The sequence below is a fragment of the Pseudoalteromonas luteoviolacea genome, from assembly GCF_001696455.1.
Lineage (GTDB): Bacteria > Pseudomonadota > Gammaproteobacteria > Enterobacterales > Alteromonadaceae > Pseudoalteromonas > Pseudoalteromonas luteoviolacea_C.
Genome location: NZ_MAUJ01000006.1, coordinates 162,304 through 179,043, shown reverse-complemented (window position 1 = coordinate 179,043; position 16,740 = coordinate 162,304). Strand labels below are relative to the sequence as shown.

At 45.2% G+C, this 16,740-nt stretch carries 15 protein-coding genes; all 15 read left to right on the top strand.

Annotated features, from left to right (window positions below; genetic code table 11):
* Positions 1-3: 3 nt before the first annotated feature.
* The 15 genes from mraZ to ftsZ are packed head-to-tail and all read left to right on the top strand — an operon-like array spanning position 4 to position 16,665.
* The gene (mraZ, locus tag A7985_RS17485; RefSeq protein WP_063374371.1) at positions 4-462 is read left to right on the top strand and encodes a division/cell wall cluster transcriptional repressor MraZ; all 459 of its coding nucleotides are present in this window, start codon (positions 4-6) and stop codon (positions 460-462) included.
* A gap of 22 nt (positions 463-484) precedes the next feature.
* Complete coding sequence (rsmH, locus tag A7985_RS17480; protein WP_065791703.1) at positions 485-1,420, top strand: 16S rRNA (cytosine(1402)-N(4))-methyltransferase RsmH; 936 nt, start codon at positions 485-487, stop codon at positions 1,418-1,420.
* Positions 1,421-1,744, top strand: a complete 324-nt coding sequence (gene ftsL, locus A7985_RS17475) for a cell division protein FtsL (RefSeq protein WP_065791702.1) — start codon at positions 1,421-1,423, stop codon at positions 1,742-1,744. It abuts the gene before it with no gap.
* A complete protein-coding gene (locus A7985_RS17470) occupies positions 1,741-3,555 on the top strand; it encodes a peptidoglycan D,D-transpeptidase FtsI family protein (protein WP_065791701.1) in 1,815 nt (604 codons plus the stop codon). Before ftsL ends, A7985_RS17470 begins: the two co-directional genes overlap by 4 nt.
* Positions 3,548-5,011: a UDP-N-acetylmuramoyl-L-alanyl-D-glutamate--2,6-diaminopimelate ligase gene (gene murE / locus A7985_RS17465; protein WP_065791804.1), complete on the top strand. Its 1,464-nt coding sequence runs from the start codon at positions 3,548-3,550 to the stop codon at positions 5,009-5,011. The genes A7985_RS17470 and murE overlap by 8 nt, the downstream gene beginning before the upstream one ends.
* A complete protein-coding gene (locus A7985_RS17460) occupies positions 5,008-6,390 on the top strand; it encodes a UDP-N-acetylmuramoyl-tripeptide--D-alanyl-D-alanine ligase (protein WP_065791700.1) in 1,383 nt (460 codons plus the stop codon). Before murE ends, A7985_RS17460 begins: the two co-directional genes overlap by 4 nt.
* Positions 6,390-7,472, top strand: a complete 1,083-nt coding sequence (mraY, locus tag A7985_RS17455) for a phospho-N-acetylmuramoyl-pentapeptide-transferase (RefSeq protein ID WP_065791699.1) — start codon at positions 6,390-6,392, stop codon at positions 7,470-7,472. The genes A7985_RS17460 and mraY overlap by 1 nt, the downstream gene beginning before the upstream one ends.
* Positions 7,473-8,792 (top strand): UDP-N-acetylmuramoyl-L-alanine--D-glutamate ligase, encoded by a 1,320-nt coding sequence (gene murD, locus A7985_RS17450; protein WP_065791698.1) that lies wholly within the window; start codon positions 7,473-7,475, stop codon positions 8,790-8,792.
* Positions 8,792-9,967, top strand: a complete 1,176-nt coding sequence (ftsW, locus tag A7985_RS17445; RefSeq protein ID WP_065791697.1) for a cell division protein FtsW — start codon at positions 8,792-8,794, stop codon at positions 9,965-9,967. The genes murD and ftsW overlap by 1 nt, the downstream gene beginning before the upstream one ends.
* The gene (murG, locus tag A7985_RS17440; protein ID WP_065791696.1) at positions 9,964-11,052 is read left to right on the top strand and encodes an undecaprenyldiphospho-muramoylpentapeptide beta-N-acetylglucosaminyltransferase; all 1,089 of its coding nucleotides are present in this window, start codon (positions 9,964-9,966) and stop codon (positions 11,050-11,052) included. The genes ftsW and murG overlap by 4 nt, the downstream gene beginning before the upstream one ends.
* Before the next feature lie 13 nt (positions 11,053-11,065).
* Complete coding sequence (murC, locus tag A7985_RS17435) at positions 11,066-12,475, top strand: UDP-N-acetylmuramate--L-alanine ligase (protein ID WP_065791803.1); 1,410 nt, start codon at positions 11,066-11,068, stop codon at positions 12,473-12,475.
* Complete coding sequence (locus A7985_RS17430; protein WP_065791695.1) at positions 12,472-13,380, top strand: D-alanine--D-alanine ligase; 909 nt, start codon at positions 12,472-12,474, stop codon at positions 13,378-13,380. The genes murC and A7985_RS17430 overlap by 4 nt, the downstream gene beginning before the upstream one ends.
* 1 nt (position 13,381) lies before the next feature.
* Positions 13,382-14,161 carry a cell division protein FtsQ/DivIB gene (locus A7985_RS17425; RefSeq protein WP_065791694.1) on the top strand — a complete coding sequence of 260 codons (780 nt, stop codon included), beginning with the start codon at positions 13,382-13,384 and terminating at the stop codon, positions 14,159-14,161.
* Positions 14,158-15,390 carry a cell division protein FtsA gene (gene ftsA / locus A7985_RS17420; RefSeq protein WP_063374382.1) on the top strand — a complete coding sequence of 411 codons (1,233 nt, stop codon included), beginning with the start codon at positions 14,158-14,160 and terminating at the stop codon, positions 15,388-15,390. Before A7985_RS17425 ends, ftsA begins: the two co-directional genes overlap by 4 nt.
* 21 nt (positions 15,391-15,411) lie before the next feature.
* Complete coding sequence (gene ftsZ / locus A7985_RS17415) at positions 15,412-16,665, top strand: cell division protein FtsZ (protein WP_065791693.1); 1,254 nt, start codon at positions 15,412-15,414, stop codon at positions 16,663-16,665.
* The last annotated feature ends 75 nt before the right edge of the window (positions 16,666-16,740 follow it).

Here is a 16,740-nt window from a genome sequence, read left to right as displayed (position 1 = left end):
GCTATGTTTCGCGGTGCGAACTTAATTAGCCTTGATGATAAAGGGCGTTTTTCGATACCTGTGAAGTATCGCCAACCGCTGCTGTCTGAAGAAATGGGAACCGTGATTTGTACCATTGCGATTAACGAACCCTGTCTTTGGGTTTACCCGCTTTCTGAATGGCAAGACATAGAAGCTCGCTTACACAAGCTGTCGAATACGAATCCTCGGGTAAGGCGATGGCAGCGCATGTTATTGGGGCATGCGACAGAATATCAGTTGGACAAAAATGGCCGAATTTTATTGGCCCCGTCTTTGCGCAATTATGCCAACCTTGGGAAAAAACTCATGTTGGTTGGCCTTTTAAATAAGTTTGAGATCTGGGATGAAGCTCGTTGGAACGAACAAATGCGTCTCGATACAGAGATTGAGCGCAGTGGTGACGTGGAAGAGAGCTCAGATCTTGATGGTTTTTCTTTATAGAGTACAGGTGTAGCTCACAATTATGAGTTCAGAATTAGAACATATCTCAGTGTTAATGGACGAAACGCTCGATGCGCTGGAGATAAAGGCAGATGGCATTTATATCGATGGTACTTTTGGTCGAGGGGGCCACTCAGGTCAAATTCTGAAGCGTTTAGGCGAGCAAGGTCGTTTACAAGCCATAGATCAGGATCCTCAGGCGATCAAAGCTGCGCAAAAGTTTGCACAAGATGACAGATTCTCAATCGCACACAATCGCTTTTCAAATATCGCTGAGGTAGCAGAAGAAGCTGGTTTGACTGGCAAGGTAGACGGTATCTTGCTCGATATTGGCGTCTCTTCTCCTCAGTTAGACGATGCAGACAGAGGGTTCAGTTTTATGAAAGACGGCCCACTAGACATGCGTATGAATCCACAAGCTGGGCGCAGTGCCGCACAATGGTTAGCTGAGGCTGAACTTGAGGACATGGTGCATGTTATCAAGAAATATGGCGAAGAAAAGTTTGCCAGACGCATTGCCCATAAAGTGATAGAAACGCGCGAAGAGACTGAAATTACAACCACTAAGCAGCTTGCAGATCTAATTGATGAAGCCGTGCCAGTAAAAGACAAGCATAAGCACCCTGCAACTCGTACCTTTCAGGCTATTCGCATTTATATCAACAGTGAATTGGAAGAAATACAAACTGCGCTCACCGCGGCGTTAGATGTACTCAGACCGGGTGGTCGTTTGGTCGTGATTTCGTTCCATTCACTGGAAGATAGAATCGTTAAGCAGTTTATTAAAAAGCAAAGTAAGGGAGAAGCCGTTCCACGCGGGTTACCACTTACCGATGAACAGCTTAATAAAAATTTGACTTTAAAAGCGATTGGTAAGGCGATTAAACCAAGCAAAGCTGAAATCGAAGCGAACCCAAGATCGCGAAGCTCAGTTTTACGTATTGCTGAGAAACTCTAAATGGCTAAGTCGACGCAACGCCAACCTCAGCTTTTTTTAGAAATTTGCCAAGTGATCTTGGCAAACAAGCTGACGTTTTTGTTGCTCGTGAGTGTTTTTGTCTCATCTTTGGTGGTGGTGCAAGTAACGCACTCAACTCGTCAGCAATTGATTATGCAAGATCAGTTGTTACAGCAAAGGGATGAACTGGATCTCGAATGGCGCTACTTGCTGGTTGAGGAAGAGTTTTACTCGCAGCACGCACGAATTGAAGAAATTGCGAAAGCACAATTGAAAATGCTGCGTCCAACAAGTAAAGAAGAGCAGGTGATAGAGCTGCCATGAAAACAAACAATAAACCATCACAAAATTTAATTGCTTGGCGCTTTATTTTAGTGTGCGTCATGTTGGTATCTGTATTTGTTGCTTTAATCGCAAGGGCTGCTTACCTACAGGTTATTGAACCTGATAAAGCGCGTGCAGAGAATGCCAAACGCACCGTGAGAATGGAAAAGTTGCATGTGCAGCGTGGGATGATATTTGACCGTAATGGCAAAGAGCTTGCGGTGAGTGTCCCTGTGGTAAGTGTGTATGCCGATCCGCTTGCGTTGGATAAAGCATTAAAGACACGAGTGCTGCGACAAGCAAGAAAAAATGGTGAAGATCATGTTGCGCTTGCAGACAATGAGGGGCAGTTAGCTCAAAGAAAGGAAAAACTTTATCAGGAACAAGCGCGTTGGAGGGAACTCTCTGATGTACTGCAATTACCCGCAGAGCAGGTCACTAAAAAGTTGCGCAGTAATGCAAAACGAAGATTTGTTTACTTAAAACGCCAAGTCACCCCTGCGGTGGCTAAGTATATAAAACAGATGCGTTTACCAGGTATTCACTTACTGGATGAATCAAAACGTTTTTATCCAAGTGGCGAGATCGCAGCACATATTCTCGGTGTTACCAACATTGATGGCCTAGGCATTGAAGGTATTGAAAAACGCTTTGATAAAGCACTCACTGGCACTGAAGGGCTAAGAACAATCCGTAAGGATGCTCAGGGCCGTGAAGTGCAAGTCTTGTCAGAGGAAGAGCGTGTCGAGCCCGAGGACATTCACTTAAGTATTGATCTTCGAATTCAGACCATAGCATACCGTGCGCTTAAATCAGCGGTGTTGACCTACCAAGCAACGTCAGGATCTGCGATGGTCGTTGATGTGCATACTGGTGAGATTCTAGCGATGGTAAATAGCCCTAGCTTTAATCCAAATGATATGAGTAATGCGGCCCCTTATAAACGCCGTAACCGAGCGATTACCGATTTATTCGAACCAGGCTCAACCCTTAAACCTTTGGCGATATTAGCAGGCTTGGATCACGGCGTGATCGAACCAGAAGACACCATTAACACGTTTCCTGGTTGGATGCGATTGGGTGGCAGCTTAGTTAAAGATACTCGAAACCATGGGGAAATGGCGCTCAGAGATATATTAAAGGTGTCTAGCAATATGGGGGTTGCGAAGATCAGCCAATTATTGCCAAAAGATTACTTTGTCGGGGTGTACCAGAAAGTGGGATTTGGTGAAGACACTGGCACGTTAATGATTGGGGAGAGTTCTGGGTTATTTTATCCAAATAGACGTTGGTCTGATTTTGAAATCGCGACACTGTCGTATGGTTATGCGGTTTCTGTCAGTACTGCCCAAGTCGCGCGTTTGTATGCCACATTAGGCGCTGGCGGGATTTCTAGACCTTTGACTATTTTAAAGCAAGATACCCCTCAGCCAGGCACCAGATTATTTAAAGAAAAAGATGTGAAAGCCGTTGTTTCAATGATGGAGTCTATTTTTGAAAAAGGCGGTACAGCTGCAAATATTAAAGTCGATGGCTATCGCGCTGCGGGCAAAACCGGCACCTCAGAAAAAGCGATTGCAGGCGGGTATGGTGACGAGTATGTCGGTTATTTTGCAGGCGTTGCACCTGCTAGTGATCCTAGGCTGGCGGTCGTCGTGATGGTTAATGAGCCGGGAGGCGACGTATACTATGGCGGTGATACTGCAGGTCCGGTGTTTGCCGAGATCGTTTCTAATGCTTTAAGAATGTTGAATGTTGCTCCGGATAAAGAACGGGTTGCTTATTTATCGGAGTCAAAAAATGATGCGTGATCTGGCGAAGGTGCTTGCGAAATACGATGTCAAAGTTGCGCAGATTGAAGTGCAAGAGCTGCGCTTAGACAGCCGAGAAGTATGCCGTGGTGATTGTTTTATCGCGATAAGTGGCCACCAACTTGACGGCCATCGATTTATCGCCTCAGCAATTGACAATGGGGCTGTGTGCATTTTAGTAGAGGATGATTCTGAAATCGTAGACTCTGCGGTTGAAGTGATTAAGGTACCTAACCTGAGAAGTAAATTGGCGGATATTGCCGCCGATTTTTATCAGCAGCCAAGTCGTCAATTGAATGTCATTGGGGTGACTGGAACGAATGGAAAGTCGACGACTACTGCGATGATCGCTAATTTGGCTACCTTATGTGGTCAGGATAGCGCAGTGATCGGCACTTTAGGTTATGGCAGTCCAAAGGCCTTAACACCACTGAATAATACGACCCCCTCAGCGGTTGACCTTCAGCGTATTTTTTCTAGTTTATTAACACAATATCAGCTAGTTGCAATGGAAGTGTCTTCTCATGGTATTGTTCAAGGTCGCACAGAGCAGGTTGATTTTGATATCGCGGTATTTACCAACCTAAGCCGCGATCACTTAGATTACCATGGTGATATGCAAAGCTACGCAAATGCGAAAAAGCGTTTGTTTACAGAGTGTGGCGCTAAACACAAAGTACTGAACATTGATGATGACTATGCTCAGCAATGGTTAACGGAGCTATCTCCTAGCGAGTGCGTTTTATATGGTAAACAGCCTGAACAGGGCCAATTTGAGCGCTATGTGTTTTTTACTAACGTTACTTATCATCAAAATGGCATCTCGTTCGAGCTAAATACCTCCTGGGGTGTGGCAACAATTTCCACGCAGCTATTTGGTTTATTTAATTTATACAACCTCTGTGCGGCATTGGCTTGCATGCTGGTTCAAGGATTTAGCTTGAGTCAATTACAGGTCGCGGTAAACAAAATCGAGCCTGTAGATGGTCGAATGCAAGCATTTAAGCAAAACGGTAAGCCAACTTGTATTGTTGATTATGCGCATACACCAGATGCACTTGCGCTGGCATTACAAGCTCTGCAGCAGCATGTACCTGGTAAAGTCACCTGCGTATTTGGCTGCGGGGGAGATCGCGATAAAGGTAAGCGTCCGTTGATGGCCAAAGCAGCAGAGCAGTTCTCCGATAAAATCGTCATTACAAGTGATAACCCTCGCAGTGAAGATCCATTAACAATTATTAATGATATTAAGGCTGGGCTCAGTAATCCCGAGTATGCTGTTGTGCAACCTGATAGGGCTTTAGCCATTCAACTTGCCATTGAGCAGGCAGATGCTGACAACGTCATTCTCATTGCCGGCAAAGGTCATGAGGACTATCAAATTATTGGAAATAAAAAACTGAACTTCTGCGATAGAAGTTTAGTGAGAGCAATTTTAGAGGGGGAAAGTGCATGATCAAGATGAATTTTTCTTGGCTTGCAGAAGTACTTGAGGCCCCTTTTAGTGGGCAGAATTTGGCTGTGGCCAATATCAATACAGACACAAGAACAATAACCAACGACGAAGTTTTTCTAGCGCTGCAAGGCGCTAATTTTGATGGCCATAAATTTGTTGCTGAAGCGAAAGAAAAAGGCGCTATTGCGGCTATCGTATCTCGTCCTGTCGATGTCGACATAGTCCAGTTTGTGGTACCGGATACGCGCATTGCGCTTGGCAAATTAGGACAGAAGGTTATCCAGCAAGTTGCTCCAAAAACGGTGGCGATAACAGGTAGTGTGGGTAAAACGACCGTTAAAGAGATGGCCGCAGCCATTCTGTCAAGACGCGGTAAGGTGCTCGCAACCAAAGGCAACTTTAATAACGACATCGGCGTACCGCTCACGCTATTGAGATTATCAGAAGATGATGAGTACGCGGTCATTGAGTTGGGTGCGAATCATATTGGTGAGATTGCTTACACCAGTGGTTTAACAAATCCAGACGTGGCGGTGGTTTGCAACGTCGCACCATCTCACTTAGAGGGGTTTGGGTCGATTGAAGGCATCGGACAGGCCAAAGGTGAGATATTTGGTGGTCTTAAAGCAGACGGTGTTGCGGTGATAAACCAAGATAGTGATTTTGCTGATATGTGGGTCGATGGTTTAACCACACAATCAATAAAACGATTTTCAATGCAAGACCAGCATGATGTATGGGCTGATGATGTCAAGTTAGACGATACCGGTAAGGCAGAGTTTTTGCTCTGCACGGATACCTCATCGGTGCCTGTAAAACTGGCATTGCCCGGTAAGCATAACGTAATGAATGCTGTGATTGCTGCCTCAATTACTATGCCGCTGGGGGCTTCATTAGAGGATGTTGCAACAGCTTTACAAAATATGGATGTTGTCAAAGGGCGTGTAAATGTTATCGATGTCTCTCCAAATTTGCGGGTGGTGGATGATACCTATAATGCCAATGTGCGCTCAGTAAAGGCCGCAATTGAATTGTTAAAAGAAATGCCGGGTACGCGAATTCTGGCACTTGGAGACATGGCTGAACTTGGTGAAGAGGCGAGAGCTTACCACCAAGAAGTGGGAGAGTATGCCCAGCAGCATGATATCGATGCACTGTTTTCATTGGGGGTATTGAGCCGTTATGCCAGTGAGATCTTCGAGCAGCCTAATCGCCACTTTTCGACCCGAGAGCATATGCTTGAAGCGCTATTTGAGTTCATTGGTCAAGACTCGAAAAGATGCACTGTACTGGTGAAAGGGTCACGCAGTGCACGTATGGAGCTACTGGTTTCAGACCTGATAGCAGACCACAAAATTTCTGTAGATGGGGACCGATAATGTTAGTTTGGTTAGCAGAGTATTTAACGCAATACTACAGTGGTTTCAATGTCTTTTCATACCTAACCGTTCGCGCGATCCTAGGGATCTTAACCGCTTTACTTATCTCTTTGTATTTTGGGCCTAAGTTAATTCGTGCATTACAACGCATGCAAATTGGCCAAACGGTCCGCGACGATGGCCCAGAGTCCCATTTGTCAAAATCAGGTACTCCTACCATGGGGGGGTTACTTATCTTAGGGGCGATTTTTACGAGCTCTTTAATGTGGGGTGACTTAAGCAATAAGTATGTTTGGGTCACTTTGTTTGTGATCGGCTCTCTGGGTATTGTGGGGTTTGTTGATGATTATCGTAAGGTGATCCGCAAAGACAGCAAAGGGCTAATTGCAAGGTGGAAATATTTTTGGCAATCCGTGATTGCGATATCTGTTGCCGCTTTTTTGTATTATACCGCAAACTCTGAAGCAGAAACCTCTTTGGTTGTGCCATTTTTCAAAGACGTATTACCGCAATTAGGGTTATTTTACCTTGTGATGAGTTACTTTGTGATTGTGGGCACATCAAATGCTGTTAATTTAACGGATGGTCTCGATGGATTGGCCATAGTACCCACTATTTTAGTCGCTGCCGCCTTAGCCATTATTGCCTACCTGACAGGTAATGTGAACTTCTCAAATTACCTCCATATTCCTCATATACCATTGGCAAGCGAACTCGTAGTTGTTTGTACGGCCATTGTGGGTGCTGGATTGGGGTTCTTATGGTTTAACACCTACCCTGCACAGGTCTTTATGGGAGACGTGGGTTCATTAGCATTGGGCGGGGCCTTGGGTATTATTGCGATTCTAGTAAGACAGGAATTAGTACTGGTGATTATGGGAGGCGTATTCGTGATGGAAGCGCTGTCGGTTATTCTACAGGTTGGATCATACAAGCTGCGTGGTCAACGTATTTTTAGAATGGCACCTATTCACCATCATTATGAGTTAAAAGGCTGGCCTGAACCGCGAGTCATTGTACGCTTTTGGATTATTTCTTTTATTTTGGTACTGGCCGGATTGGCGACTCTTAAGATCAGATAAATGAGTTATTTAGACAAGCTTAAACAGCAACATATTACAATCCTTGGCCTTGGTGTTACAGGGCTTGGGATTGTGCGCTTTTTAGTGCGCCATGGCATCATGCCAAAGATCGTTGATACGCGAGCAGTGCCACCGGGTGCTGATTGGCTCGCTCACAACGTACCTGACTGTGAAGCTGTATTTGGGCCTTTAGCCGAAGCTGCGTTAACCCAAACTGATATGATCATCATTAGCCCAGGGATCCCTTTATACGATAGATATGTAGTACAGGCGATAGCCAGTGGGACAGAGGTGATTGGGGATGTTGAACTGTTTGCCCGTCTAAATAAAACGCCAGTGGTTGCAGTCACAGGATCTAATGGTAAGTCTACCGTTGTGAGTTTGGCGACTGAAGTATGCAAAGAAGCAGGTTTGAGAGTTGGGTTAGGTGGCAATATTGGCACCTCCGTACTCGATTTATTGGACCAAGAACTTGACCTCATTGTACTAGAGCTATCCAGCTTTCAGTTAGAAACAACATGGAGTTTACAATGCGCTAGTGCGATGATCCTCAATATTACCGAGGATCATATGGATAGATACCCTGATTTTGGAGCGTATTGTGCAGCCAAACAGCGTATCCATCAACAGACAGAGCTATTGGTGTATAACTGCGACGACGCGCAAACCTATCAAGCGCATGATCACACTTTGAGTGTGGGATTAAGTAATGCAGATTACTGTATTCAAGTGTGTTCTGAAGGTGAGTACTTTAGTGTCAGTGGCGAGCCTTATCTACCAGTAGATTGCCTATCTATTCCTGGGAAGCACAACCAATTTAACGCGCTGTCCGTGATGGCTTTATTGAGCCCATTTAATATTCGTAAACAGGCATTTGAACATGGGTTTGCGCGATTTCGTGGGCTTGCTCATCGCTGCCAATTAGTTGCCGAAGTAAATGGCATCCAATATTTTAACGATTCAAAAGCAACGAATGTGGGTGCTACGGTTACGGCACTTGAAAGCCTTATTGATGAATGTGAGAAAATTGTACTTATTTTAGGGGGCGATGCCAAAGGTGCAGACACATCTCCGCTTGTTGAGCCGCTTAAAGCACATTGTCGGGCTATTTTGTGTTTTGGGAAAGATGCGGATTTGTTTGTGCCTCTTCATGATAAAAGTATGAAAGTTGCAACATTACAAGAGGCCGTTTTTGAAGCCAACAAGCAGGCAAAAGCTGGAGATATAGTGTTGCTGGCCCCGGCATGTGCAAGCATCGACATGTATCCTAACTATATGGTTAGGGGAGAGGAGTTTTCCAAATTGGTTGGGGAGCTCTAATGATAGCGACACTTAATTTTAAAAACGTATTTCAGTCGAAAAGCTCGGATACCTTGTTCGATTTACCCTTGCTATACGCGATGATTTGCTTAATCGGTGTCGGTTTTGTCATGGTAACTAGCGCTTCTATGCCAGTGGCAGAGCGGCTTTACGACAACCCGTATCATATTATCGTGCGACACGGCATGTTTTTGATTATGGGAATGGTGTTGTTTTGGCTGAGTACATCGGTGTCCATGACATGGTGGAAACGCTTCAACCCATATTTATTGTTATTTGGTATGGCATTGCTGGTGTTGGTACTGGTGGTTGGTCGTGAAGTGAATGGTGCAAAAAGGTGGATCCCTGTAGGCCCAGTTGGGATACAAGCTGCCGAAGTCGCTAAATTGTATTTCATCAGTTATATCGCGGGTTACTTAGTACGAAAACGTGAAGAAGTGCAAGAAAATATAAAAGGTTTTGCGAAGCCAATCGTTGTTTTTGCTGTGTATGCCTTTTTAATATTAATGCAGCCAGACCTGGGAACTGTCGTTGTGATTTTTGTAACAACGGTAGGGTTGCTCTTTTTGGCAGGTGCAAAATTATGGCAGTTTTTTGTATTAATGCTGACGGGTGTATTTTTGGTTGTGATGCTGATTATCTTTGAGCCTTATCGCATGGCTAGGGTCGTCGGATTTTTGGAGCCATGGAAGGATCCGTTTGGTAAGGGTTATCAACTGGTTCAATCATTGATGGCATACGGCCAAGGCGGCTGGTTTGGTCAAGGTCTCGGCAATAGTGTACAAAAGTTACAATACCTACCAGAAGCGCACAATGACTTTATCTTTGCTGTCATTGCAGAAGAGCTGGGCTTTATGGGGGTTATTTGTGTTTTATTAATGCTCGGTACCCTCGTGTTTAGAGCGCTTGTAATCGGACAACAAGCTTTAAAATCAAATAAAGAATATGAAGGGTATCTGGCACTTGGGATCGGCATTTGGTTTGCCTTTCAAACGCTTGTTAACGTTGGTGCGAGCGCCGGCATGTTACCGACTAAAGGCCTTACACTGCCATTTGTATCTTACGGCGGATCCAGTTTACTGGTTATGACGATAGCTGCTGGCCTATTGCAGCGAATAGACTTTGAAACAAAAATGTCCACGAGGCAAGCAACGTCGAGAGGCAGTAAACGATGACAAAACGAATATTAGTTGCTGCTGGTGGCACTGGGGGACATATTTTCCCGGGGATTGCAGTAGCCCAACAGTTAAAAGATGCGGGCTGGGAAGTTTCTTGGGTTGGCACTGAAGACAGGATGGAAGCACAGGTTGTGCCTAAACATGGCTTCGATATTGATTTTATTACAGTAAAAGGTTTGAGAGGGAATGGAGTTAAAAGGCTTTTACAAGCGCCATTGATGGTTTTTAAAGCCATTATTGCCGCCAAGCATATCTTGAAAAAGCATAAACCCGACGTGGTATTAACGATGGGGGGGTATGTAACAGGCCCTGTAGGAGTTGCTGCAAAGCTGCTTGGTGTACCGCTCGTTATCCATGAACAAAATGCGGTAGCCGGTTTTAGTAATAAAATGTTGGCGAAGTTTGCAAGTCGTGTTTTATGTGCATTTAAAGGCGCATTTCCAGAAGCTCGCTGTGATGTTGTGGGAAATCCGATCCGCGACTCTGTAACGCAAATTCAGCCTAAGACCATAGCGCAGAATATCAACTTTCTTGTTGTCGGTGGTTCATTAGGTGCCAAGGTACTGAACGATACGTTACCCACTATTTTTAATACGTTGCATAAGCGCAAGCATTGTGAGCTATCTGTTTGGCATCAAAGTGGCCGAGGCAATGAACAGGATGTAGCAACACGCTATAGGGATAGTCAATTCACATATAATGTGGATGAGTTTATCGAAAATATGGACCAAGCCTATGATTGGGCTGATATCATTATTTGCCGTGCTGGAGCGCTTACAGTGAGTGAAGTCGCAGCGGCAGGTAAAATGGCTGTTTTTGTACCACTGCCACATGCTGTGGATGATCACCAAACGCAAAACGCCAGCACCTTGGTGGATGAAGGTGCAGCGCTGTTGGTGCCTCAGACTGAATTAAATGAACCAAATATGGTCAATTTACTTGAACCGTATTTATGTGAACCTTCACGCATTGAAGCAAAATCACAAAAAGCAAAGTCGTGTGCTCAATTGTCAGCAACGAGCACAGTTGTAGAAATTATTAAAGAAATGACAAGTCGAAGAGAAGATTGTGAAAGAAAATAAGTATCGCCGAGCAATGAGACGAATTAACACCATTCACTTTATTGGAATTGGTGGTGCCGGTATGGGCGGCATTGCAGAGGTCTTGGCGTATGAAGGTTATCGAATCACAGGTTCTGACATTGCCCAAAATGCCATGACACAAAGGCTACTGAAAGTGGGGGCAGAAATATTTATCGGCCATGATGCCAACAATGTCAAAGATGCAGACGTTGTGGTCGTGTCTAGTGCAATTGATACAACGAACCCTGAAATCATTGCAGCCAAGCAAGCGCGCACGCCGGTTGTTAGGCGTGCAGAAATGCTAGCTGAATTAATGCGCTTTAGACATGGAATTGCCGTTGCAGGCACCCATGGGAAAACGACCACAACAAGCTTGATTGCGAGTATTTTCGCAGAGGCAAAGCTTGATCCGACGTTTATTATCGGTGGATTACTGAATAGCGCGGGGAGCAATGCAAAAGTTGGCACGAGTGATGTACTGATTGCTGAAGCGGATGAGAGCGATGCCTCATTTTTACACCTTCAACCAATGGCTTCTGTCATCACCAACATTGAAGCAGACCATATGGATACATATGGCGGCGACTTTGAGAAGCTCAAAGACACGTATATCGAGTTTATCCATAACTTGCCGTTTTATGGCTTGGCAGTGGTGTGCATCGACTCACCTGTGGTACGTGAGCTGTTACCACGTTTTGCTAGACCTACGATTACGTACGGTGAGAGTGAAGATGCTGATTATCGTATGACTGACTATGTTCAAGAGGTGGGCAGCTGTCGTTTTACAGTGTTGCATAAATCTGGCACGAGTATGGATATTCAGCTCAACATGCCAGGTAAGCACAATGCGCTTAATGCAACTGCTGCAATTGCAATTGCAAAAGATCATGAGATCGAAACCATTGCCATTCAAAATGCCTTACAAGATTTCGCAGGTATAGGCCGTCGTTTCCAGCATTATGGCACCTTTAGCCATGATGGTAGTTCTACCATGTTAGTTGATGACTATGGGCACCACCCATCGGAGGTTGCCGTGACTATCCAAGCGGCGCGAGCTGGCTGGCCTGATAAGCGCTTGGTTATGTTGTATCAACCTCACAGATATACAAGAACGAGAGATTTGTACGAAGAGTTTGTCAAAGTACTGTCAGAGGTGGATCAACTGATTCTTTTAGATGTATATAGTGCAGGTGAAAGCCCGATTGTTGGTGCAGATAGTAAAGCCTTGTGCCGTAGTCTAAGGCAGAGAGGCGTTGAGCCTATACATATCGCCGATCATGGCGATCTATTTCATGTGCTTGCTGATGTAATTCAAGATAACGATTTAGTTATCACACAAGGCGCAGGGAACATAGGACAAATAGTGAAAAAATTAGCCGCGACGGAGCTATCGAAAGAAAAGCTGAGGTCAGAAAGTTTATGAACGAATTTGGTAAAGTAGCCGTTCTACTTGGTGGTAGCTCAGCCGAGAGAGAAGTTTCATTAGCTTCGGGTGAAGCAGTGCTTGATGCACTTAAGCGTGAGGGGGTCAATGCCATTGCTTTTGACCCGGCTCAGCGCAATATCTGGGAATTGAAAACTCTGGGTATCGACAGAGTATTTATTGCTTTACATGGTCGCGGTGGTGAAGATGGCACCGTGCAAGGCGCGCTGGAATTTATGGGGATACCCTACACGGGCAGTGGCGTATTAGGCAGCGCCCTCGCTATGGACAAAATAAGATGTAAGCACCTATTCCAGTCAGCCAAATTGAGTACAGCTAAATACGCGGTTGTCGACGGGCAAAGTGGATTTGACGCAAAAGCCATCATTCAAGAATTGGGTTCTGTCATGGTTAAGCCTAGTCATGAGGGCTCAAGTGTTGGAATGGCCAGAGCCGATGATGAGGCGGCTCTGACGGAAGCACTAAATAACGCCTTTAAATTCGATAATCAGGTGCTCGTCGAGCAGTGGATAGAAGGTCGTGAATTTACCGTAGCAGTATTAGACGGTAAGGCTTTACCTGTCATTGAGATGCGCACACCACGCGGTTTTTACGACTATGAGGCCAAATATAAAGAGCATACCACCGAGTATATTTGTCCGGCCGATATAAGCTTGGCGTTTACAGAGCAGTTACAAGTGATGGCAAGTCATGCGTTTGAGCTGGTGGGCGCAACGGGTTGGGGCCGAGTGGATGCAATGCAAGATGCCAATGGTCAATTTTATCTGCTTGAGGTCAATACGGTGCCTGGTATGACGGAGACTTCGTTAGTACCTAAAGCTGCAAAAGTAGAAGGGATGACATTTGACCAGTTAGTTATTCGTATTTTGGAGCAAACCGTTTAAGATGCGACAAAATTTGCGAAAAGCCATCATACATTTAAGGACCTTAAACTGGTCCATTGTGCTTGGTATGGGCTTTTTTCTGTGTGTTTTGCTGGTGTTATCTCGCAGCTTTTATTGGGTGAGTGATTGGCTAGTTGAACATCGCGATGCGCAAATTAAAACCCTAACAGTGCTTGGAGAGCCGTATTACACCAGCGAGCAAGCAATTGTAGATGCTATTAGTGAAGCTGACTTGAGAAGCTTCTTTAAGTTGGATGTGAAAGCGGTTCAGGCCTCGGTTAAATCCTTGCCGTGGGTTGCCTCTGTCTCAGTGCGCAAGCAATGGCCAGATACGATACAAATTTATGTCACAGAGCATACTCCTGTGGCGTTTTGGAACAGTGATTCGCTGCTAAATGAAAGTGGCGTTATTTTTCAGGCGAGTAGTAATAAATTACCGGAGGGGCTTCCGCAGTTGTATGGCCCTGAAGGAAGTGAGAAAGAAGCTTGGGAAACTTTTTTGCAGTTGAAGGAGATGCTGGCTGTCAATTCATTTGAATTAACCAGTTTAGCTTTGTCTGAGCGGTTTGCTTGGCAACTGTGGTTGAAAAATGGCATCAAGCTTAATTTGGGTAGAGAAGAAAAAGCCAAAAGAGTGCAACGGTTCATCGATGTATATCCATTGTTACAACGCCCAGAAGGGGCTCTGCTCGATGTGATCGATTTGCGATATGATACAGGGCTGGCGGTAAGTTGGAGATACCCCCAGACACAAGAACATAATGAAAAGAGTAAAGCATGACCAAGTCAGCAGAAAGAAACTTAGTGATAGGGCTAGATGTGGGAACAGCGAAAGTTGTTGCTACTGTGGGTGAGATCACACCAGATAATCAGTTAAGTATTGTTGGCGTTGGCAACCAAGTAGCGCACGGTATGGACAAAGGTGGCGTAAACGACCTCAACTTGGTATCTGACTCGATTAAACGCGCGATAGATGAAGCAGAACTAATGGCTGATTGTCGTATTAGCTCTGTGTATTTAGGTATTTCAGGCAAACATATTCAGTGCCAAAACGAAAGTGGTGTAGTCGCTATAAATAATGCTGAGGTTACGGATGATGACATTGCAAACGTGATCCATATCGCACGTTCTGTGCCGATTTCAGCAGAGCGAAAAATGCTACACTCTTTGCCACAAGAATACAGCATTGACATGCAAGAGGGGATAAAAAATCCGCTTGGAATGAGCGGTGTAAGAATGGAAGCCAAAGCGCATATCATCACTTGTTCGAACGATATGGCAAAAAATATAGAGAAGTGTGTTGAACGTTGTGGTCTAGATGTCGATCAGCTTACCTTTACAGCACTGGCTTCTTGTTATTCCGTGCTGACTGAAGATGAGAAAGAGCTCGGGGTTGCGGTTGTCGACCTGGGGGGCGGCACTATGGATATCGCGATCTACGTAAATGGTGCATTGCGTCATACTGCGGTAATTCCAGTTGCTGGCAACCAAGTAACAGGTGACATAGCAAAAATATTTAGAACACCTATCTCACATGCAGAGTCTTTGAAGGTACAATACGCGTTTGCAAGTAGCCAAATGGCCAGTGCTGAGGAGACAATTGAAGTACCAAGTGTCGGTGGTCGTCCCTCAAGAATTATGTCTAGGCATACTTTATCTGAGGTTGTAGAGCCCAGATTCAGAGAATTATTTGAACTTGTTCAAGAAGAAATTCGCCGTTCTGGTTTTGAGGATCAGATAGCGGCTGGTGTTGTTTTAACAGGTGGCAGCGCCAAAATGAAAGGGGCTTTGGAGGTGGCTGAAGACATTTTCCAAATGCCTGTAAGGATAGGAAACCCTGTTGGGATCACAGGATTAACAGATTATGTTGATGATCCGGCATATGCAACAGCGGTAGGTTTGTTACAATACGGCCGAACGCTGCAAGCCAAGAATGCACAAAAGGCGAAAGTTGATGCCGAAGAAGGTTGGTGGAGCCGAGTAACTAAATGGTTCCAAGGTGAGTTTTAAAGCTCAAGTCGGAGAGTGAAGATGTTTGATATTATGGAACAACACGGCGAAGAGGCCGTAATTAAAGTAATTGGTGTTGGCGGCGGTGGAGGCAACGCTGTCGAGCACATGGTAAAACAAGAAATAGAAGGTGTGCGATTCATTGTTGCCAACACAGATGCACAGGCGTTAAGAAAATCGTCAGCTGATGTAACAGTACAATTAGGCACGCAAATTACCCAAGGCCTAGGTGCAGGTGCAAATCCTGAAGTCGGCAAGAAAGCTGCGGAAGAGGATGTTGAAACGATTAAAGCCAGCCTAGAAGGTGCGGATATGGTTTTCATCGCTGCAGGTATGGGCGGTGGTACAGGTACTGGCGCCGCGCCTGTGGTTGCTCGTGTAGCGAAAGAGTTAGGTATTTTGACCGTAGCTGTTGTGACGCGTCCTTTCGATTTAGAAGGCAAGAAGCGTATGGCGGCAGCGGATCATGGCATCGGCGAATTGTCTGAAATTGTAGACTCACTTATTACAATTCCTAACAACAAGTTACTGAAGGTTTTAGGTAAAGGTACTACATTATTAGATGCCTTCGCTAAAGCAAATGATGTGCTATACGGTGCTGTACAAGGTATCGCAGAGCTAATCACACGTTCAGGTTTAATTAACGTGGACTTTGCTGATGTAAGAACTGTGATGTCGGCAATGGGCACTGCCATGATGGGCACGGCTGCTGCGTCTGGTCCAGACCGCGCTCAAGAGGCGGCTGAAGCTGCGATTTCAAGCCCGCTACTTGAAGATGTCGATTTGACTGGTGCAAAAGGCATTTTGGTTAATATCACAGCAGGTATGGATATTACCATCGAAGAATTTGAAGTTGTTGGTAACCATGTGAAAGCCTTAGCGTCAGAAAATGCGACGGTCGTTGTGGGTGCTGTCATCGACCCTGAAATGAGCGATGAACTGAGAGTGACTGTTGTTGCAACGGGACTTGGTGGTGAGCGTAAACCACAGTTTGGTATTGTTGATAATGGTCTTCAAGGCTTTTCGGGTCAGGTTGGTACTGGCACAGGCACTAATGGACCTGGGTTTGTGAGTGAAGAAACAATCCCAAGCTTTGGCGGCGCAGGTAATAAACCGTTGGAAACTTCTGGCGGTAAAGAGACTGGCTCGAGCATCGCAGGAGAGCAAGGTGTTAAACCACCGAAAGAGTCTGATGGTGCTGTAAAAGATGCTGGTGACAAAGAAAAGGGCGACTATTTTGACATCCCTGCTTTTCTTAGAAAGCAGTCAGATTAAGAAAGTTGTCATACCAGAATGAAAAATAGACAATTGGCAGGGTGCACAATTTATGATACACTCCGCGGTCTATGT

What these genes read in the sequence shown, in the direction of transcription:
- mraZ (WP_063374371.1), top strand. Translation starts at nt 4, where the DNA reads ATGTTTCGCGGTGCGAACTTAATTAGCCTTGATGATAAAGGGCGTTTT.
- rsmH (WP_065791703.1), top strand. Translation starts at nt 485, where the DNA reads ATGAGTTCAGAATTAGAACATATCTCAGTGTTAATGGACGAAACGCTC.
- ftsL (WP_065791702.1), top strand. Translation starts at nt 1,421, where the DNA reads ATGGCTAAGTCGACGCAACGCCAACCTCAGCTTTTTTTAGAAATTTGC.
- A7985_RS17470 (WP_065791701.1), top strand. Translation starts at nt 1,741, where the DNA reads ATGAAAACAAACAATAAACCATCACAAAATTTAATTGCTTGGCGCTTT.
- murE (WP_065791804.1), top strand. Translation starts at nt 3,548, where the DNA reads ATGCGTGATCTGGCGAAGGTGCTTGCGAAATACGATGTCAAAGTTGCG.
- A7985_RS17460 (WP_065791700.1), top strand. Translation starts at nt 5,008, where the DNA reads ATGATCAAGATGAATTTTTCTTGGCTTGCAGAAGTACTTGAGGCCCCT.
- mraY (WP_065791699.1), top strand. Translation starts at nt 6,390, where the DNA reads ATGTTAGTTTGGTTAGCAGAGTATTTAACGCAATACTACAGTGGTTTC.
- murD (WP_065791698.1), top strand. Translation starts at nt 7,473, where the DNA reads ATGAGTTATTTAGACAAGCTTAAACAGCAACATATTACAATCCTTGGC.
- ftsW (WP_065791697.1), top strand. Translation starts at nt 8,792, where the DNA reads ATGATAGCGACACTTAATTTTAAAAACGTATTTCAGTCGAAAAGCTCG.
- murG (WP_065791696.1), top strand. Translation starts at nt 9,964, where the DNA reads ATGACAAAACGAATATTAGTTGCTGCTGGTGGCACTGGGGGACATATT.
- murC (WP_065791803.1), top strand. Translation starts at nt 11,066, where the DNA reads ATGAGACGAATTAACACCATTCACTTTATTGGAATTGGTGGTGCCGGT.
- A7985_RS17430 (WP_065791695.1), top strand. Translation starts at nt 12,472, where the DNA reads ATGAACGAATTTGGTAAAGTAGCCGTTCTACTTGGTGGTAGCTCAGCC.
- A7985_RS17425 (WP_065791694.1), top strand. Translation starts at nt 13,382, where the DNA reads ATGCGACAAAATTTGCGAAAAGCCATCATACATTTAAGGACCTTAAAC.
- ftsA (WP_063374382.1), top strand. Translation starts at nt 14,158, where the DNA reads ATGACCAAGTCAGCAGAAAGAAACTTAGTGATAGGGCTAGATGTGGGA.
- ftsZ (WP_065791693.1), top strand. Translation starts at nt 15,412, where the DNA reads ATGTTTGATATTATGGAACAACACGGCGAAGAGGCCGTAATTAAAGTA.